We start from the raw sequence: 18450 nt of genomic DNA, 5'->3' as shown, positions 1-18450 counted from the left end.
GAGGGTGTGGGAGAGTAGGTCACCGCCGAACACACATTAGGTCGAGGCCCCAACCACACCGGTTGGGGCCTCCCACATTTAACAACCAACCAGCAGACGCCCCACCACTTACCGCCCTGATCCAAGGGACGCCCCACCACCTACCGCCCTGATCCAAGGGACGCCCCACCACATACGGCTGCAACGCCAAAGGAAGTGATGGGGCATCCGATAAGAAGCGGCGGAACGTGATCGGGCGTCCGGCGGGAAGCGGCGGGAGATGATGGGGCGTCCGGCAGGAAGCGGCGGGAGATGATGGGGCGTCCGGCAGGAAGCGGCGGGAGATGATGGGGCGTCCGGCGGGAAGCGGCAGAACGTGATGGGGCGTTGTAAAAGGGCTGCCAGATTGTTGAACAATCTGAGTTTTTAGGGCATTCTTGGATGAACAGCAATTCGAGACGGAGATCACAATGCCCACCATCGACCTGAACAGTGACGTCGGCGAGTCCTTTGGGAACTGGTCCTTCGGTGATGACGCCGCCATTTTCGAGAGTGTTTCCAGTGCCAACGTAGCCTGCGGCTTCCACGCCGGGGATCCCGTGGGCATCATGGCCACGTGCCAGGCGGCTGTGAAGGCCGGCGTTACCGTCGGCGCCCACCCCGGCTACCGGGACCTGGCAGGCTTCGGCCGCCGGTTTGTGGACATGACGCCCGCGGAACTGACAGCTGACGTCGTCTACCAGATCGGCGCCGTCCAGGCCGTGGCCCTCGCGGCGGGAACCGCCGTCCGCTACGTCAAGCCCCACGGCGCCCTCTACAACACCATCGTGAACCACCCCAAGCAGGCCGGCGCCGTCGTGGCCGCCATCCTCGCCGTGGACCCCACCCTGCCCCTCATGGTCCTTCCCAACTCCGAGATCCAGCGGCAGGCGGATGCCGCGGGGCTCCGCACCGTGGCTGAAGCCTTCGCCGACCGCGCCTACAACCCGGACGGAACCCTGGTGTCCCGCCGCGAACCCGGCGCCGTGCTGCACGAGGTGCGTGACGTCGTCGAACACGTCCTGCGCCTGGCGGGGGACGGCGTGGTCCGCGCCATCGACGGATCGCTGGTGTCCGTCAAAGCGGAAAGCATCTGCCTGCACGGTGACACCCCCGGCGCAGTAGCGATGGCCGCCGCCGTCCGCGCCGCCCTGGTGGACGCCGGCATCCAGATCCAAAGCTTCGCCTAACCATGACCACCACGCAGCAGTCGGCCAACAACGGCCCCCACACGGAACTGACAGGCATCCGCCCTGCAGGAGACCGTGCCATCCTCGTGGAGCTTGCGTCCCTGGACGCCGTCCTCAGCCTCCAGGCCCAGCTCACCGTCCACCCGCAGCCGGGCCAGGTTGATGTCATCGCAGCCGCCACCACCGTCCTCATTACTGCCGATTCAGCCGACTCGGTCCGTGCCCTGACGGCTTATGTGAGCACCCTGGACCTGGAGGCTCCCGCGGACACCGAGAGCGCGCTGGTCACCATCGAGGTGGTGTACGACGGCGAGGACCTGGACGAGGTGGCAGAACTCACCGGCCTGGGCCGGGAGGGAGTGGTGGCCGCCCATACGGGCCAGTTGTGGACCGCGGCCTTTGCCGGCTTCGCCCCGGGCTTCGCCTACCTCACGGGTGAAAACCCCAGCCTGGAGGTCCCGCGGCGACGTTCACCCCGGACAGCCGTCCCCGCCGGAGCCGTGGCCCTGGGGGGCGCCTACTCGGCGGTCTACCCGCGGCAGTCGCCCGGTGGTTGGCAGCTGATCGGCCGCACCGGCGCGGTCATGTGGGACCTCAGCCGGGAGAACCCCGCGCTGGTCCGCCCCGGGGATACCGTCCGTTTCACTGCCGTCCGCGAACAGGCCACCGTACTGCCCAAGGCCTCCCCCGGCCACAGCACAGGGACGGGCCAGGCCGCCGAGGGCCTTGCCGTCCGCAAACCCGGACTGCAGGCCACCGTGCAGGACCTGGGCCGCCCCGGCTTCGCGTCGCTCGGCGTCAGCAGCGCCGGCGCCATGGACCGCGGGGCACTGCGCCGCGCCAACCGCCTGGTGGGCAATGCTGAAGGAGCCGCAGCCGTCGAACTCCTCTTCGGCGGCCTGGAGCTCGAGGCCCTCTCCGACCAGGTCCTCGCGGTCACCGGAGCGGACGTTCCGCTGCAGATCACGCCTCCGGCGCAGGAAACAGGAAGGGGTACGACGGCGGTGCGGCACCCCGGGTGCGGTGCCCCCTTCGCGCTGCTGGCAGGGGAGAAGCTGACGGTGGGCAACGCCACGGCCGGGCTTCGTTCCTACATCGGGGTCCGCGGCGGGATCGGCGGGTCCGAGGCGCTTGGCAGCCGGTCCACGGACACCATGTCAGGGGTTGGCCCGGAACCGCTCAAGCAAGGCACCATCCTCCCCGTGCTCACCCCGAAGCCGGGAAGCTCCGTGGGCCATCCCGAGGCATCACCCCTCCCGGACCATCCCGGGGCCACCGTGCTGCGCGTGGTCCCCGGACCCCGGCAGGACTGGTTCAGCACCGAAACACTGCAGGACTTCCTGGCCCGGGAATGGACCGTCACACCGCAGTCCAACCGGATCGGATTGCGCCTCAAGGGCCACGCCCTCACCCGCAACCGGGACGGCGAACTGGCCAGCGAAGGAACCGTTCGCGGTGCCGTGCAGGTGCCGCCGGAAGGCCAGCCCGTACTCTTCCTCTCTGACCACCCGGTGACCGGCGGGTATCCGGTGATTGCCGTCGTCGTCCACGCCGACCTGGACAAAGCCGCCCAGCTTCCCCCGGGCGCCCCCGTGCGGTTCGCCGCCGCGGAAACCGCCGCAGCACTGCCAGAAACACTTAAGGAAACCTCCCATGCGTAAAGTCCTCATTGCCAACCGCGGCGAGATTGCCGTCCGCATCGCCCGGGCCTGCGACGACGCAGGCCTGGAAAGCGTTGCCGTCTATGCCGACCCCGACGCCGACGCCCTGCACGTTTCCGCCGCCACTGAGGCCTACTCGCTGGCTGGCTCCAGGCCCCAGGAAACCTACCTGGACATCGACAAGATCCTCGCTGTCGCAGCCAAAAGCGGCGCCGACGCCGTCCACCCCGGCTACGGCTTCCTGTCCGAGAACGCCGGCTTCGCGCAGGCTGTCCTCGACGCCGGCCTGACGTGGATCGGACCGTCCCCGGAAACCATCCGGCTCCTCGGGGACAAGGTCAGCGCCCGCGAGGTGGCCGTCCGTGCCGGGGCTCCGCTGGCCCCGGGCAGCGACGGGCCCGTGGCCAGCGCTGCCGAGGTCCGCGCCTTCGCCGAGCAGGTGGGCCTGCCCGTGGCCATCAAGGCGGCGTTCGGCGGCGGCGGCCGCGGCCTGAAGGTAGTCCGGAACCTCGCCGACATCGAGGAAAGCTTCGACTCCGCGGTCCGCGAATCCCTGGCCGCCTTTGGCCGCAGCGAGTGTTATGTGGAGAAGTTCCTGGACCGGCCCCGGCACGTGGAGGCCCAGGTCGTCGCGGACACGCACGGCAACGTGGTGGTGGTGGGCACCCGTGACTGCTCGCTGCAGCGCCGCCACCAGAAACTCGTTGAGGAGGCGCCCGCCCCGTTCCTCACCCCCGAACAACGCGCGGAAATCCATGCTTCGGCCAAGGCCATCTGCCGTGAAGCCGGATACGTGGGCGCCGGCACCGTGGAGTACCTGCTGGACGGCAGCGGTTTCCTGAGCTTCCTGGAGGTCAACACGCGCCTGCAGGTGGAGCACCCCATCACCGAGGAGACGTCCGGCGTGGACCTGGTGGCCGCCCAGCTGGCCATCGCGGCGGGGGAGAAGCTGCCCATCCTGGAGGACCCGGAACCGCGCGGGCACGCCTTCGAGTTCCGCATCAACGCCGAGGATCCGGGCCGGGGCTTCCTGCCGTCCCCGGGCACGGTGGAGTCCTTCGAGGTGCCCACCGGGCCCGGGATCCGCCTTGACACCGGCGTGCGCGCGGGATCCGTGGTTCCCGGACAGTTCGACTCCCTCCTGGCCAAGCTCGTGGTCGCCGGCGCCGACCGGCAGCAGGCCCTGCGCCGTGCCCGCCGCGCCCTGCGCGATTTGCGCATCGGCGGGTTGGCCACCGTTTTGCCGTTCCACCGCGCCGTGGTGGAGGCTCCGGACTTCATTGGCGCGGACGGTCTGGACATCTACACCACCTGGATCGAAAACGAGTTCACCACGGCCCTCGACGCCGACCCCGCGTTCAGCCCCGCCGCGCCGGAGGAACCCCGCCGGACCATCGGGATCGAGGTGGACGGCAAGCGGATGGAGCTGGGACTTCCCAAGGCGCTGCTGGATTCGCTGCTCGACGGCGGCGGCCGGCGCAGTGCAGGCGGCAGGGATGGTGGGGACGGAGCTGACAATCACGCGGAGACCCAGGCGGAGAAGAACGACGGCGACCTGCTGGCCAGCATGGCCGGCACCGTGGTGAAGTGGCTGGCGCAGCCCGGGGCAACGGTCGAGGAGGGCGAAACGGTGCTGGTGCTCGAAGCCATGAAGATGGAGACAGCCGTCGCCGCCCACCGTACGGGGACCCTGGGCGAGCAGTTCGCTGCTGCAGGAGACCCGGTCGCGCCAGGCCAGGTGCTCGCCAATATCGAGTGAGGCCGGGGGCGGATGACAGGGAGTCGGGCCCGGGCAGGGGCAGTAAACCTTTGGTGCAGTTCCGGGCCGATATCGTGGTGCCATGACGTTTGACGAGGTACTGGCCGATCTGCAGGCCCAGGCCAGGACCACAAAGCACGCCGAAACCGGTCTCTGGGTGGCTGCCCAACTGCGCAGCCGCATCGCGGCCGGCCAGCTCAAGCCCGGCTCCAAGCTCGCGGAGGAAGCCCTGCGCGAGGCCCTTGGCGTGTCCCGCAATACCCTGCGGGAGGCCTTCACCGCTCTCCACGCCGAGCACATCGTCACCCGCATCCCCAACCGGGGCGTGTTCGTGGCGCACCCCACGGCGGACGACATCCGCGAGATCTATCGCGTCCGCCGGTTCCTGGAACCCGCAGCGGTGCTGTGGTCCGGCCAGGCCTCCATGGAGGCGCTGGCGGGCATCATCAAGGCCGCCCGGGCCGCTGCCGCGGCGGGCGACATCCCGGGGATGGCCAGCGCCAACCAGGATTTCCACCGTGCCATCGTGGACCGCGCCGGCAGCGAACGGCTCAACAGCCTCATGGACCAGGTCCTGGCGGAGATGCGCCTGGTGTTCCACTCCATGGCCGCCAACCCGGCCTTCCACGAGCCCTACGTGGAGGACAACGCCAAGATCGTGGAACTCCTGGAGGAAGGGCAGCTGGCCGCGGCAGCGGACTTCCTGGCCGCCTACCTGGACCGCGCGGAAGCCCAGCTGCTGGACGCCGTCGGCCGCTAGGCCAAACCTCCGGGAAAAAGGGGGTTGCAGGATTGTTGAACAAAAAGCTATGCTTTAGATCACACCGTTGTTCTGCAGCTCACTTAACCCTGCAGCGCCAACGTGACGGGGCTCCCGCCCCTCGGCGCAGCCCCACCCCGTAAAACGAGGCATCCACGCGCCGGCCCCCACTTTCGCAGACCCTCCACGGGTCCCCTGGGAAGGGATAATCATGCTTGTACTCATCGGGGTGCTGCTGGTGATCGTTGGCTTCGCCATCCGCCTGAACCCCCTGATCGTCGTCACCGTCGCCGGCATCGTCACCGCACTGCTCGGCGGCATGAACCCCGCGCAGATCCTGGACGCATTCGGCACCGGCTTCGCCAGCAGCCGCTCGGTCACTATCTTCGTTGCCGTGCTCCCGGTGGTGGGCATCATTGAGTTCTTCGGTCTGCAGGAGCAGGCCAAGATCCTCATCGGCCGGCTCGCCAAGCTCACCGCAGGCCGCGTCCTGATCGGTTACCTGGCCGTCCGCCAGATCACCGCCGCCGTGGGCCTGAACAGCATCGGCGGCCACGCCCAGACGGTCCGCCCGCTGGTGTTCCCCATGGCCGAGGGCGCAGCGCTGCGCCGTTACGGCCACGTGCCGGAGAAGATCAGCGAGAAGATCAAGGGCCACTCGGCCGCTGCGGACAACGTAGGCGTGTTCTTCGGCGAAGACGTGTTCGTGGCCGTCGGCTCCATCCTGCTGATCACCACGTTCGTGGACACCACCTACCACCTGCACCTGGAACCGCTCCAGCTGGCCCTCTGGGCCATCCCCACGGCCATCGCGGCGTTCCTCATCCACGGCTTCCGGCTCCTGCGCCTGGACAAGCAGCTGGACAAGGAATACCGCGAATACGAGCTCACCGCCCAGAAGGAAGCTGCAGGAGAAGCCAAATGATCAACGTTGAAGCCGTCTACTGGCTGATCGGCATTTTGTTCGTCGCCTGGGCGTCACTGATTGCCGCCGACACCAACCACCCCCGCCGCTGGGGCAGCTCCGCCTTCTGGGGCCTGCTGGGCCTGTGTTTCTTCTACAGCACCTGGGTCCAGGCGGGCACCGCGCCGGGCTGGATCCTGGGCGTGGCTGTCCTCATCCTTGTGGTGCTGGCCTCCACCGGCCTGCTGGGCCACGGGAAGCACCGGTCCTCCACCGGGCCCGAGCGGGAGTCCTACGCCAAGCGGTTCGGAAACAAGCTCTTCATCCCGGCCCTGACCCTGCCGCTGGTCACCGTGATCCTGGTGCTCGCCGCCCCCGTGCTGAACATCGGTGGCACCCCGCTGCTCGATCCCAAGAACACCACGCTGGTAGCCCTGGCCATCGGCGCCGTGGCCGCCGTCGTCGTCGCCCTCCTGATCCTCAAGCCCAAGAACCCGGCGACGCCCATTTTCGAAAGCCGCCGCATCCTCGAGTCCATCGGCTGGGCCGCGCTGCTGCCGCAGATGCTCACCACCCTGGGCATCCTCTTCACCAAGGCCGGCGTGGGCACCGCAGTGGGCAACCTGGCCTCAGGGCTGCTGCCCAAGGGCTCGCTGATCGCGGGTGTGCTGGTCTACTGCATCGGCATGTTCCTCTTCACGGTGCTGATGGGCAACGGCTTCGCCGCCTTCCCCATCATGACCGCGGCCATCGGCTGGCCCGTGCTGGTGCAGACCTTCCACGGCGATCCCGCCATCGTGTTTGCCATCGGCATGCTCGCCGGTTTCTGCGGCACGCTCTGCACCCCCATGGCCGCCAACTTCAACCTGGTGCCGTCCGCGCTGCTGGAAATGAAGAACAAGTACGGCGTCATCACGGCGCAGGTGGGCACGGCCATCCCGCTGCTGGCGGTCAACATCGCACTGATGTACTTCCTGGCCTTCCACTAACCCTTCCCTGCAAAGGAGCAGCATGGACAACGACCTCCGCGCACAGGCGGCCCGGGACTACGCAGCCGTGGTGCTGGGCAACCTTTCCGAGCCCTTCCCGCACTCGGCACACCACACCCAGGTGTCCGCCGACGACAGGCCCACCCCGGAACAGATCCACCCCGCCTTCTACACCTCCTTCGACTGGCACTCCTGCGTGCACATGCACTGGCTGGGGGCCAGCCTGCTGGGTGGCACACCCGGGTCGCCCCTTGGCGGGGCTGCTGGGAAAGGGGCGTCCGACGGCGGCACGGCAGCCTGGGTGGACGCCCCCACCGAGGCGGCGCTCCGGGAAGCGGTGGGCGCCAACCTCACACCGGCCAAGCTGGCGGTGGAGCGGGACTACCTGCTGGCCAACCCGTCCTGGGAGCGGCCCTACGGCTGGGCCTGGCTGATGCGGCTGGCCGCCACGTGTGCCGCCTCCTCCGATGCACAGCTCCGTGAATGGGGCACTGCGCTGGATCCGCTGGTGGACGCCGTGGCGGAGCTCAGCGTGGCGTGGATGGCCAAGGCCCAGTACCCGGTGCGGCACGGGCTGCACACCAACGCCGCGTTCGGCGTCGGCTACATGCTGGATGCCTTCCGGTCACTGGGACGGGCTGATGCTGCCGCGGCGTGCGAGGAAGCAGCCGGCACCTGGTTCGGGAACGACCGCGCCTGGCCGGGTGACTGGGAGCTCAGCGGCCAGGACTTCCTTTCCGCCGGGCTGAGCGAGGCGGACCTGATGCGCCGCGTGCTGTCCGCCGACGAGTTTGCAGCGTGGTTTGCCGGGTTCCTGCCGGAGCTTTCCGTGGAGTCGCGGATCCTGCAGCCGGTGAGTGTGACGGATGAGACCGACGGCTACCTGGTGCACCTTCACGGCCTGAACCTGACCCGCGCGGGACAGGTGGCACGGATCATCGCCGCGCTTCGCCAGTCCGCCAAGCCCGAGGCGTCCGCCGCGTCGGTGGTGCTCGGCGAGGCGCTGGATCCGTTGCTCAAGGCCGGGCTCCGCGGGCTGGAAAGCGGCGACTTCATGTCAACGCACTGGCTGGCCAGCTTTGCGTGGGACGCGCTGGGATCCGTGGCGGCGCTGGACTGACCTTCCAGCAGTGCGCGGCATGAACCAGTCACACTCGGTTTGAACGGACGCGGCGGTGCCCATCTGGGCACCGCCGCGTTAGTCTTTTCCCACCACGCCCGGTGCGTGACCTGGGAGCAGCGGGCAGGGTCGTAATGAGCTGACCGTCCGCCCGCGAGCCCCGAGGAAGCCCATGCGCCAGCACGCCAGCACCTGCCCGTCAGACCCTGCAACGGCAGGGCAAACCGCCACGCTCAAGCCCAGGAGGAAACGGACCAGGCATCCACGGCTCGCCGTGGGGGACAGGGTCCGCTTTGCCGAGGGAACCGTGTCAGGAACGGGGGTGGTGGATGCCGTGACGTCCGACTACTCCGTCATTTGGGTGTGGACGGACGAAGGCCAGGGCCGGCGCATGTTCCTTCAGGGCTACGGAAGCATCGTCACCGCGGTGGTTTAGGTTCGACGGCGAACCCCGGGCCGCCGGGGACGGCCGGCAACGGCCGCGTTCATATGATCAGTATGCGCCGGTCCTTTGCCATCTTTTGGTGAAACAATGGACCTAGGACAAATGCCACGGCGCCGGCCCGGCGACGGCACGTCCGGCCACTCATAGGAGGGGATCCTGATGGACCCCACCACCATCATTGTCATCGTCGTCGTCATCCTGCTGCTCATCGTCGCGAAGATGTCCATCCGGATCGTGCGCCAATATGAGAAGGGCGTGCTGTTCCGGCTTGGCAGGGTCGTCGGTGTCAGGGACCCGGGCCTGACGCTGATCATCCCCGTGATCGATCGGCTGCCGCTGGTCAGCCTGAGGATCGTCACCATGCCCATCCAGTCGCAAGGCATCATCACGCAGGACAACGTCAGCGTCGATGTCTCGGCGGTGGCCTACTACCGCGTGGTGGACGCCGTGAAGTCCGTCATCGCCATCGAAAACGTGGCAGCGGCCATCGACCAGATCGCGCAGACCACCTTGCGCAAGGTCGTCGGACGCCACACGCTGGACCAGACCTTGTCCGAGACCGAACGCATCAACGTGGACATCCGCGAAATCCTCGACGTACTCACCGTCGAATGGGGCGTGGAGGTCACCCTGGTGGAGCTGAAGGACATCCAACTGCCCGAAAGCATGAAGCGTGCCATGGCACGCCAGGCAGAAGCCGAACGGGAAAAGAGAGCGAAGATCATCGCAGCCGAGGGCGAAGCCATCGCGGCCACTGCCCTGGGTGACGCCTCCGACACCATGATGGCCCACCCGCTTGCGCTGCAGCTTCGAAACCTGCAGTCCCTGGTTGAAATCGGCGTCGACAAGAACACTACGGTCGTCTTCCCCGCGCCGCTCATGAGCACCATCGGCGAACTCTCCGCATTCCTGGCCCGCGAAAACCAGGCCGCATCCGCCGGCGGCAAGTCGCCCATCAAGGCGGCCTGAGCCGCGCAGGGAACACACCCGGGCAGGGCCTCAGGGCCTCGTGGCCTCCTCAAGGATTTCCAGCAGGTGCCGGTAGGAGCGGCCGGTCGCCTTGGACATGCCCAGCTCGCAGGTGCGGTTGGTGGAAGCGTAGGCGTCGAACTCCCGCCCGTTGATCTCGCGGGCCTGCCGGTCCGTCGCGGAGTCCGTCAGTTCAGGATGCAGCAGGCCGCGGTCTCCGGCGAAGGCGCAGCAACCCCAGTTCAGGGGCACGAACACATCGTCCGTGACGGCGCCGGCGATTTCCAGCAGTGCCGGGTTGGTTCCCAGCTGGGTGGATGAACACGTGGGGTGGAGGGCGATGGAACCCAACGGCGCAGTAACCGTGAGGCGGCCCAGGATGTGCTGGTGCACGAACTCCACCGAGTCAACAAAACGCAGCCCGGCGTAGCGTTCTCCATCCGCCGCCGCAAGGCGTTTCATGGTGTCCAGGCCTTCGGTGCAGGAAGCGGCATCGCAGACGACGGGCAGTTCGCCGCGGCCGCTGGCCTCGTACAGCCGGTCCAGGACCTTGGCGGTCATGGCCTCATACCCCTGGGAGAAGCCTTTCGACTTCCACGGGGTCCCGCAGCACAGGCTCTCGATGCCTTCAGGAACGGTGATCCGCACTCCGGCGCGTTCGCAGAGGTCCAGGAACGCTTGGGCCGAACCCTTCCCCCCGCCGGCGGGTCCGTCCGCCGGGCCGAACATGGTGCCGATGCAGGCGGGGAAGAACACTGCGGTGCTGCCTGCTTCCGGGCGTGCGCGCCGCTTGGACCCGCCGCCGGGAAGCACTGTGGTGTACGCGGGCACTGCCTCCGGTCCCAGCAGGGAACGGCCGACGGCGGTCGCGGCCTTGGGCAGCGGAGCCGGCATTGCCTTGGCCACCGTCAGGGCCAGCCCGCCGGCGGCGGTCACGGCGCCCCAGTTTTCGGCGGCTTTATTCCAGCCGGCAGCGGCGACGGTGTTCGCGTTCTCCTTACGCAGCCTCCGTACTAGGTCTCCAGTGTTGATCAGCACCGGGCAGGCGGTGACGCACATGCCGTCGGCGGCACAGGTCTGCACGCCGTCGTAGTCGTAGTCCTTGCGCAGGCCGGCGGCGAGGGCATGGTCACCGCGCTGCTCCGCGGCAGCGATGTCGCGCCGAAGCACGATGCGTTGGCGGGGTGTCAGCGTGATGTCCTTGCTGGGACAGACCGGTTCGCAGTAGCCGCACTCGACGCAGCGGTCCACCTCCTCCTCGACGGTGGGGGCCACTTTCAGGTTTTCGATATAGGAGAGCGGCCCATCGGCGAGCAGCACGCCCGGATTCAGAAGGTTGGGCGGGTCGATCAGCCGCTTGATCTCCTGCATGACGGCATAGAGTTCGTCGCCGTACTGGCGGCGGACGAAAGGTGCCATGATGCGGCCTGTGCCGTGCTCGGCCTTGAGTGAGCCGCCCGCGCCGAGGACCAAGTCTACCATTTCGTCAGTAAAGGCCTGGTAGCGCAGGAGCTGGGCGGGGTCGTCGAAACGCTCATTGAGCATAAAGTGGACGTTCCCGTCCTTGGCATGGCCGAAGATCACGGATTCCTCGTAGCGGTGCTCGCGGAAGAGCCGCGTCAGCTCGCCACAGGTGCCCGCCAGGGCGGGGACAGGGACCACGATGTCTTCCAGCAGTGCGTTGGTTCCCGAGGGGCGGGCGCCGGCCACGGCTGTGTAGAGGCCTTTGCGGACGTGCCAGAGGGCAGCCCGGTCTTTCGGGTCGGATGTCAGTGCGAAGGGCGTGGCCAGGTCCAGCGAGTCGAACAGTGGCTGTGAGGCTGCCCGCTTGCCGGACAGCTCTGCGGCGTCGGAGCCCTGGTGTTCCACCAGTAGTGCTGTGTGTCCCTGCACCGGCAGCGTGCGGATCGCAGCCGGGGCGTCGGCGGCACGCTGGGCAACCTTCAACGCCGCCGGGTCCATGAGTTCGATGGTCGCAAGGCCGGTGGAAACGAGGTCCGGCAGGGCCATCGTGGCCGCGTCGAGGCTGTTGAATACCAGCAGCCCGGTGGCGACGGCCGGTTTCACCTCGATGGTCCGGAAGACAGCCTCGGCCACGAAGCCGAGCGTGCCTTCGCTGCCGATCATGAGGTGCATGAGGATGTCCACGGCACGTTCGTAGTCAAGGAAGGAGTTCACGCCGTAGCCCATGGTGTTCTTCATCGAGAACAGTGAACGGATGATGCGGACGGATTCGTCGTTGCCCACCACCCGACGGCGCAGCCTCAGCAGCCCCTCATGAAGTTCCGGCTCCAGCGCGTGCAGCCGCCGGTCGGCGTCGGCATCGGCGGTGTCAATGACGGTACCCGAGGGCAGCACCAGCACCATCGATTCCAGCGTCCGGTAGGTGTTGAACTCGGTGCCGCACGCCATTCCGGAGGAGTTGTTGGCGATGACACCGCCCACGGTGCAGGCGATCTCGCTGGCGGGATCCGGGCCGAGCTTGCGGCCGAAGGCGGCGAGCCGGGCGTTGACGCTGCGTACCGTGGCGCCGGGCTGGACGCGTACCCGTGCGCCGCCGTCGAGCACCTCGATGCCGCGGAAATGCTGGCGGGTGTTGATCAGCAGGCTGTCACTGAGCGCCTGGCCGGAGAGGCTGGTTCCGCCGGACCTGAAGGTGGCGGGAATCCCGAGCTCCCGGCTGCGGCGCAACAGGGCTCCGACGTCGGCGGCATTGCGTGGGGTGGCTACTCCCTGCGGGACCAGGAGGTAGTGCGAAGCGTCGTGGGCCAGGGCATGGCGGTCCAGGTCCCGCGTGCTCACGGTGTCCAGGTCCAGTTGATCGATGGGTGTTCCGGCTCCTGCCGTGGGGGTTCGCATTCGAGGCTCCAAAAATGTCAGGTAACTGTGCCGGGCCGGGGCGCCGTGGCGTCCCCTGCCCGCTGGTAGAACCATTCGATGTGCTCGCGCAGCAGGCGCGCGGCGAGCTCGCCGTCCCGGGACTGGACGGCATCGAAGATTCCGTGGTGTTGGGCGCGGAGGACTTCCAGGACGTCCGGCCAGTCCTCCATCGCGTCCATGGCGCCCTTGACGTAGCCGACGATCGAACCGCTGAGGGACTCCATGATGGTGGCCATTACCTCGTTGCCGGCGAGTGAACTCAGCGCCACATGGAACCTGGCGTCCAGCTCATGGAAGGCTGCCCGGTCCAGTCCCGGGTGGTCCATCGCCTCCAGCAGTTGGGCCGCCTGTTCACGGTCCTCGTCACCGCCTTCACGCGCCGCCCCTGCGCGGGCAGTCCAGGTTTCCAGGAGGATGCGGGTTTGGACGATGTCCTCGACCGGCAAGCGGTTGCTGGCAACGTGCAGCCGGAGGGCGGACGAAAGCCCCGCGGACGGGTCGGAAACAACAATGGCACCGGACATCGGCCCGGAACCCACCGAGCTGCGGACCACCCCCATGGCGTCGAGGATCCGGATGGCTTCGCGCACGGACGCCCGCGATATGCCATAGTTTTCCGCCAGGGTCCGTTCGCCGGGGAGCCGGTCGCCGACTTTGATTTTGCCGGCCCGCAGGTCCGCCTCAATGTCTTTCAGCAGAGCGTCTTGGGTTCGACGGCGGGGGGCTGCTCCGGCTGCGGCGGTTGTCACGGGCGATCCTCAGGGTGGGGGGTGCGGGCCCAGGGCCCGCACCCTTGTTTTGCACGGGCGGTTTGGCTAGGGAAGCATCCATCCCAGGACGGGGGTGGACTGCAGGAAGACAATAGTGCACAGCACCACCAGCAACCCCACGCTCCATCCGACTACCTTACGCAGAAGGACCGATTCCTGGCCGTCGAGGTTGACGGCGGTGGCGGCAATGGCGAGGTTTTGCGGACTGATGAGTTTGCCCACCACCCCGCCGGCCGTGTTGCCGGCCACCAGCAGGTTGGGGTCGATGCCTGCGTTCACGCCCGCCGTCTGCTGCAGCTTGGCAAACAGGGCGTTCGCGGAGGTGTCCGAACCGGTCACTGCCGTGCCCAGCCAGCCGAGCACGGGGGAGAGGAACGCGAAGAAGCTGCCGGTCCCGGCCAGCCACACGCCGATCGAGACCGTCTGGCCCGAGTTGTTCATGACGTAGGCAAGGGCAAGCACCGTGATGATGGTCAGGCCGGCCCAGCGCATCTTGAAGATGGTCCGTCCGATTTCGGCCACGGCATCGCTTACCGTCATGTGGAAGCGGCCCCGGTCATCGAAGCGGGCGTAGACGATTGCCACGACCAAACCCGTGATCAGGAGGAGTGTGCCGGGGCTGGACAGCCACTGGAAGACGTAGATGGTGGACGACAGCGGTTTGCCGTCGGCGCCCACCAGGGCGTCGTGGAGGACCGGCCACGGGATCTTGATATCGGTGGCGGCGAGGGCGGCAGGAAGGTCGACGCCGAGCTTCCAGAGTTTTGCGATGCCGAACACCACAATGACGAGGAAGTAGGGAAACAGTGCGAGCCACGTGCGTGCCGGGGTGAGGCCTTCGCCGTCGGCAGCTTCTGCGGTGGCAACACCGCCTGTGCGGGCAGTGTTGCCACCGCCGTGGCTGCCCTCGGCGGCACCGGCGGCACCTGCGGCAGCGGCCTCCGCGGCGACGCCAAGCCGGTCACGTGCTGCCCCGGTGCCCCTGGGCTTCCACAACCGGAAGAACACGACAGCCGCGCCCAGGCCGACCAGCGAGGCCATGATGTCGGTGAGTTCGTAGGAGAAGAAGTTGGAGCAGAGGAACTGCGCGGCCGCGAAGGAGAACCCGATGACCAGCGCGGCAGGCCAGCAGTCCTTCAAACCTTTGCGTCCGTCCAGGATGAAGAGCAGGATCAGCGGGACGAAGGTTGCCAGCAGCGGCGCCTGGCGGCCCACCATGGCGCCGATGTCCGTGGCGTGGAGGCCGGTGAGCCCGGCGGCGGTGGTGATTGGGATGGCCATGGCGCCAAACGCGACCGGAGCGGTGTTGGCCACCAGTACGGCGGCAGCCGCCCGGAGCGGCGGAAGGCCCAGGGCCAGCAGCATGGTGGCGGTGATGGCCACCGGTGCGCCGAATCCGGCAAGGGCCTCAAGGAGGCCGCCGAAGCAGAAGGCAATGAGGACACCCTGCAGGCGGACGTCACCGCCGCCGATCACATCGAAGACGCGGCGAAGGTCCTCGAAGCGGCCGCTGAGCACCGTCACCTGGTAGAGCCAGACGGCCATGACCACGATCCACAGCACGGGGAAGGCGCCGAAAACCCCGCCCTGGGTTGCGGACAGGAGGGCCAGGCCAGCGGGCATCTTGAAGGCCAGGATGCCCACGGCCAGGGCCACCAGCAGGGCAAACGCCCCGGCCACGTGGGCTTTGGTCTTGGCCACGGCGAGCAGGACAAAGAAGGTCAGCAGCGGCAACAGGCCGACGATGGCCGACCAGGCAACGCTGTTCAGCACCGGGTCAGTGCTGGGGGTGAAGTGGTCCACGGAGTTCCTCCACATTGAGGGGCGAGCGGCTTATTTGGTCAGACCACAATGGTCTGACCACGGAAGTGTAGCCCATCTTTCCTCGATTGTGTGAGCCGCTTCACCTTCCCGGATGGGCTTGTGGGTGGTAGCCATCACATGGTCTACTGTGGTCAGACCATAGAAGCATTCCCAACCCTCCCGGAAGGCCGCCATGAGAATTGCCTTGTTCGCCACCTGCATCGTGGATGCGATGTACCCGGCCACGGCGAAGGCCACGGTCAAGATCCTGGAGCGCCTGGGGCACGAAGTGGTGTTCCCCTCTGGGCAGGCCTGCTGCGGCCAGATGCACGTCAACAGCGGCTACCTCAACGAGGCCGTTCCCGTGGTGGCCAACCACGTGGCAGCCTTCGACACCGCGGACTATGACGTCGCCGTCGCCCCCTCCGGGTCCTGCGTTGCCTCCGTCAAGCACCAGCACCCCATGGTGGCCCGCTCCTGCGGTGACGCGGCGCTGGAAGCCCGCGCGACAGCCGTCGGCGCCAAAACCTATGAACTGTCCGAGCTGCTGGTGGACGTGCTCGGTGTGACCGACGCCGGCGCCCAGCTGGGCTCCTACTTTCCGCACCGGGTCACCTACCACCCCAGCTGCCACGGCATGCGCCTGCTGCGGCTCGGGGACCGGCAGTCCCGCCTCCTGCGGACCGTGCAGGGGATTGACCTTGCCGATCTTCCCGAGGCGGACCAGTGCTGCGGCTTCGGCGGTACGTTCTCCATGAAGAATGCCGATGTTTCCTCGGCCATGCTCCAGGACAAGGCGGCCAACGTCGAGTCCACGGGGGCCGAACTCTGCACCGGCGGCGATGCCTCCTGCCTGATGCACATCGGCGGCGGCCTGTCCCGGCAGGGCAGTTCAACCGCCACCCTCCACCTGGCCGAAATCCTCGCCAGCACCATGGAAGAGCCGGCGTCCGTCACCGGCGAAGTCCGCGTCTCCACCGGAAAGGCCCTCCGATGACCACCTTTTTGGGAATGCCCGCCCTTCCGGCCTACGGCTCGGGCAACCTTTTCGCGGGAGAAACCTTCCCCGCCGCCGCGCACCGCGAACTGGGCAATGCCCAGCTGCGGGCCAACCTTGGCCATGCCACGCACACCATCCGCGACAAACGCCAGGCAGTGGTCTCCGAACTGCCCGACTGGGAGCAGCTGCGCGATGCCGGATCCGCCATCAAGGAGTCCGTGATGGCCAGGCTGCCCGAACTGCTGGAGGAGTTCGAAAAGAACTTCACGGCCCGCGGCGGCGTAATCCACTGGGCCCGCGACGCCCGGGAGGCCAACGACATCGTGGCCGGACTGGTCCGCGAAACCGGCGAAACCGAGGTGGTCAAGGTCAAGTCCATGGCCACCCAGGAGATCGGGCTCAACGAGTACCTCGAGGAGCAGGGAATACAGGCCTTCGAAACGGACCTCGCTGAACTCATCGTCCAGCTGGACCATGACAAGCCCAGCCACATCCTGGTCCCTGCCATCCACAAGAACCGCACGGAGATCCGGGACATCTTCCTCCGCGAAATGCCGGACGCCGACCCGGCGCTCACCGACGATCCGCCCGTCCTGGCCATGGCGGCCCGCGAGCACCTGCGCCGCAAGTTCCTCACCGCCAAGGTGGCCGTGTCCGGGGCCAACTTCGCCATTGCCGATTCCGGCACCCTGGCCGTCGTCGAGTCCGAAGGCAACGGGCGCATGTGCCTCACCCTGCCGGAAACTCTGATCACCGTGATGGGCATCGAAAAGCTGCTGCCCACCTGGCAGGACCTGGAAGTGTTCATGCAGCTGCTCCCGAGGTCCTCCACCGGGGAGCGGATGAACCCCTACACCTCGCTGTGGACCGGCGTCATGGAGGGCGACGGTCCACAGAACGTGCACCTGGTGCTCCTGGACAACGGCCGCAGCGCCGCGCTCGCAGACGGGATGGGCCGCTCGGCCCTGCACTGCATCCGCTGCAGCGCCTGCATGAACGTCTGCCCGGTGTACGAGCGCACGGGCGGCCACGCCTACGGCTCCACGTATCCCGGCCCCATCGGCGCGATTCTTTCCCCGCTGCTGACCGGCATCCAGGCGGAGGAAAACAGTTCCCTGCCGTACGCCTCCTCCCTCTGCGGGGCCTGCTATGACGCCTGCCCGGTGAAGATCAACATCCCGGACATCCTGGTGCACCTTCGCAGCGTGGACGTGGACAGCAAGCGCGGGACAAAGAAGCTCCCCAGCCAGATGGATGTGGGCATGAAGGCGGCGTCCTGGGCATTGTCCTCCGGCAAGCGACTGGGCCTGGTGGAGAAGGGCCTGCCGCTCGGCCGCCTGGCCGCCGGGCCCGACCGGAAGATCACCAGGCTTCCCGGCATCGCCGGCGGCTGGACCCAAAGCCGCGACATCCCGGCACCCCCGGCGCAGTCGTTCCGGGACTGGTGGGCCAAGGAACACCGGGACGCCGGCTCGCCTGGACAGCGGGACCCGGGACACTCCCACGAACCGTCACGAGACGATAAGGAAGCCCAGCAATGAGTGCACGCGAAGACATCCTCACGCGGATCCGGACCGCGTTGCAGGACAGCCCCGAGGCGCCGCAGATCCCCCGGGAGTACAGGGCAGCGTCCGGGATGGGAACAGACGAACTGATTGAACTGCTGGTGGACCGGCTGGTGGACTACAAGGCGCAGGTGGCCGTGGTGCAGGAAAGGGACGTGCCCGCCCGGATCGCATCGCTCCTGGAAGGCGCGAAGACGTACGTTGTGCCCGAAGGGCTCGACGCCGGCTGGCTGGCAGGGAGGGCCGACGACGGCACCGGCAGCTCCCGCCGTCGGACGGACTCTCCGGCGGAACCGCTCAGCGTTGCCGGGCTTGATGGCATCGACGCGGTGGTGACCGGCAGCGCCGTAGCCGTGGCCGAGACGGGAACCATCATCCTGGACGGCAGCGCCAACCAGGGCCGCCGCGCCATCAGCCTGGTCCCGGACCACCACATCTGCGTTGTGAAGGCCGCGGACATCGCCGGCATCCTGCCCGAGGCGCTGCGCAGGATCGACGGGACGCGGCCCATCACCATGATCAGCGGGCCGAGCGCCACCAGCGACATCGAGCTTGAACGCGTGGAGGGCGTCCATGGCCCGCGCAGGCTTGATGTCATCATTGCCCGCTAAAGTCGT

At 67.7% G+C, this 18450-nt stretch carries 15 protein-coding genes; 12 read left to right on the top strand and 3 right to left on the bottom strand.

The genetic code is table 11. From position 1 onward, the window contains the following. Window positions 1-449 precede the first annotated feature (449 nt). From AB0313_RS03910 to AB0313_RS03870, 9 genes are all read left to right on the top strand, one after another. The gene (locus AB0313_RS03910; RefSeq protein WP_141943236.1) at window positions 450-1208 is read left to right on the top strand and encodes a 5-oxoprolinase subunit PxpA; all 759 of its coding nucleotides are present in this window, start codon (window positions 450-452) and stop codon (window positions 1206-1208) included. Window positions 1209-1210: 2 nt separating this feature from the next. Continuing rightward, complete coding sequence (locus AB0313_RS03905; protein WP_366303743.1) at window positions 1211-2869, top strand: 5-oxoprolinase/urea amidolyase family protein; 1659 nt, start codon at window positions 1211-1213, stop codon at window positions 2867-2869. After that, window positions 2862-4628 (top strand): biotin carboxylase N-terminal domain-containing protein, encoded by a 1767-nt coding sequence (locus AB0313_RS03900; RefSeq protein WP_366303741.1) that lies wholly within the window; start codon window positions 2862-2864, stop codon window positions 4626-4628. Before AB0313_RS03905 ends, AB0313_RS03900 begins: the two co-directional genes overlap by 8 nt. 82 nt (window positions 4629-4710) lie before the next feature. Beyond that, window positions 4711-5388 carry a GntR family transcriptional regulator gene (locus tag AB0313_RS03895; RefSeq protein ID WP_141943230.1) on the top strand — a complete coding sequence of 226 codons (678 nt, stop codon included), beginning with the start codon at window positions 4711-4713 and terminating at the stop codon, window positions 5386-5388. Window positions 5389-5599: 211 nt separating this feature from the next. After that, the gene (locus AB0313_RS03890; RefSeq protein ID WP_141943228.1) at window positions 5600-6313 is read left to right on the top strand and encodes a DUF969 domain-containing protein; all 714 of its coding nucleotides are present in this window, start codon (window positions 5600-5602) and stop codon (window positions 6311-6313) included. Beyond that, window positions 6310-7281, top strand: coding sequence for a DUF979 domain-containing protein (locus AB0313_RS03885; protein WP_141943226.1), 972 nt, complete (start codon window positions 6310-6312; stop codon window positions 7279-7281). The genes AB0313_RS03890 and AB0313_RS03885 overlap by 4 nt, the downstream gene beginning before the upstream one ends. Before the next feature lie 22 nt (window positions 7282-7303). Next, window positions 7304-8401 (top strand): DUF2891 family protein, encoded by a 1098-nt coding sequence (locus tag AB0313_RS03880; RefSeq protein ID WP_366303738.1) that lies wholly within the window; start codon window positions 7304-7306, stop codon window positions 8399-8401. A 172-nt stretch (window positions 8402-8573) separates the two neighbouring features. After that, a complete protein-coding gene (locus tag AB0313_RS03875; protein ID WP_366303736.1) occupies window positions 8574-8837 on the top strand; it encodes a hypothetical protein in 264 nt (87 codons plus the stop codon). Between the two features lie 168 nt (window positions 8838-9005). After that, a complete protein-coding gene (locus AB0313_RS03870) occupies window positions 9006-9815 on the top strand; it encodes a slipin family protein (RefSeq protein WP_366303734.1) in 810 nt (269 codons plus the stop codon). Between the two features lie 30 nt (window positions 9816-9845). Here AB0313_RS03870 and AB0313_RS03865 read toward each other — a convergent pair whose 3' ends face one another. The 3 genes from AB0313_RS03865 to AB0313_RS03855 form a co-directional block, all read right to left on the bottom strand. Next, window positions 9846-12674: an FAD-binding and (Fe-S)-binding domain-containing protein gene (locus AB0313_RS03865; RefSeq protein ID WP_366303732.1), complete on the bottom strand. Its 2829-nt coding sequence runs from the start codon at window positions 12672-12674 to the stop codon at window positions 9846-9848. A 17-nt stretch (window positions 12675-12691) separates the two neighbouring features. Next, window positions 12692-13444 (bottom strand): FCD domain-containing protein, encoded by a 753-nt coding sequence (locus AB0313_RS03860; RefSeq protein WP_141943215.1) that lies wholly within the window; start codon window positions 13442-13444, stop codon window positions 12692-12694. Window positions 13445-13510: 66 nt separating this feature from the next. After that, the gene (locus AB0313_RS03855) at window positions 13511-15268 is read right to left on the bottom strand and encodes an L-lactate permease (RefSeq protein WP_174237532.1); all 1758 of its coding nucleotides are present in this window, start codon (window positions 15266-15268) and stop codon (window positions 13511-13513) included. 193 nt (window positions 15269-15461) lie between these two features. On the opposite strand from AB0313_RS03855, the gene AB0313_RS03850 reads away from it, so the two are divergent. From AB0313_RS03850 to AB0313_RS03840, 3 genes are read left to right on the top strand one after another with little or no spacing between them, the layout of a single operon-like run. Continuing rightward, window positions 15462-16265, top strand: coding sequence for a (Fe-S)-binding protein (locus AB0313_RS03850; RefSeq protein ID WP_141943211.1), 804 nt, complete (start codon window positions 15462-15464; stop codon window positions 16263-16265). Continuing rightward, complete coding sequence (locus tag AB0313_RS03845; RefSeq protein WP_366303729.1) at window positions 16262-17809, top strand: LutB/LldF family L-lactate oxidation iron-sulfur protein; 1548 nt, start codon at window positions 16262-16264, stop codon at window positions 17807-17809. Before AB0313_RS03850 ends, AB0313_RS03845 begins: the two co-directional genes overlap by 4 nt. Then, window positions 17806-18444, top strand: a complete 639-nt coding sequence (locus AB0313_RS03840; protein WP_366303727.1) for a lactate utilization protein C — start codon at window positions 17806-17808, stop codon at window positions 18442-18444. Before AB0313_RS03845 ends, AB0313_RS03840 begins: the two co-directional genes overlap by 4 nt. Window positions 18445-18450: the final 6 nt, after the last annotated feature.

The organism is Pseudarthrobacter sp. NPDC080039 (assembly GCF_040702335.1).
Classification (GTDB): Bacteria; Actinomycetota; Actinomycetes; order Actinomycetales; family Micrococcaceae; genus Arthrobacter; species Arthrobacter enclensis_A.
The sequence above is the reverse complement of the archived record's forward strand: the minus strand, read 5'-3'. Positions and strand labels throughout refer to the sequence as shown.

What these genes read in the sequence shown, in the direction of transcription:
- AB0313_RS03910 (WP_141943236.1), top strand. Translation starts at nt 450, where the DNA reads ATGCCCACCATCGACCTGAACAGTGACGTCGGCGAGTCCTTTGGGAAC.
- AB0313_RS03905 (WP_366303743.1), top strand. Translation starts at nt 1,211, where the DNA reads ATGACCACCACGCAGCAGTCGGCCAACAACGGCCCCCACACGGAACTG.
- AB0313_RS03900 (WP_366303741.1), top strand. Translation starts at nt 2,862, where the DNA reads ATGCGTAAAGTCCTCATTGCCAACCGCGGCGAGATTGCCGTCCGCATC.
- AB0313_RS03895 (WP_141943230.1), top strand. Translation starts at nt 4,711, where the DNA reads ATGACGTTTGACGAGGTACTGGCCGATCTGCAGGCCCAGGCCAGGACC.
- AB0313_RS03890 (WP_141943228.1), top strand. Translation starts at nt 5,600, where the DNA reads ATGCTTGTACTCATCGGGGTGCTGCTGGTGATCGTTGGCTTCGCCATC.
- AB0313_RS03885 (WP_141943226.1), top strand. Translation starts at nt 6,310, where the DNA reads ATGATCAACGTTGAAGCCGTCTACTGGCTGATCGGCATTTTGTTCGTC.
- AB0313_RS03880 (WP_366303738.1), top strand. Translation starts at nt 7,304, where the DNA reads ATGGACAACGACCTCCGCGCACAGGCGGCCCGGGACTACGCAGCCGTG.
- AB0313_RS03875 (WP_366303736.1), top strand. Translation starts at nt 8,574, where the DNA reads ATGCGCCAGCACGCCAGCACCTGCCCGTCAGACCCTGCAACGGCAGGG.
- AB0313_RS03870 (WP_366303734.1), top strand. Translation starts at nt 9,006, where the DNA reads ATGGACCCCACCACCATCATTGTCATCGTCGTCGTCATCCTGCTGCTC.
- AB0313_RS03865 (WP_366303732.1), bottom strand. Translation starts at nt 12,674, where the DNA reads ATGCGAACCCCCACGGCAGGAGCCGGAACACCCATCGATCAACTGGAC.
- AB0313_RS03850 (WP_141943211.1), top strand. Translation starts at nt 15,462, where the DNA reads ATGAGAATTGCCTTGTTCGCCACCTGCATCGTGGATGCGATGTACCCG.
- AB0313_RS03845 (WP_366303729.1), top strand. Translation starts at nt 16,262, where the DNA reads ATGACCACCTTTTTGGGAATGCCCGCCCTTCCGGCCTACGGCTCGGGC.
- AB0313_RS03840 (WP_366303727.1), top strand. Translation starts at nt 17,806, where the DNA reads ATGAGTGCACGCGAAGACATCCTCACGCGGATCCGGACCGCGTTGCAG.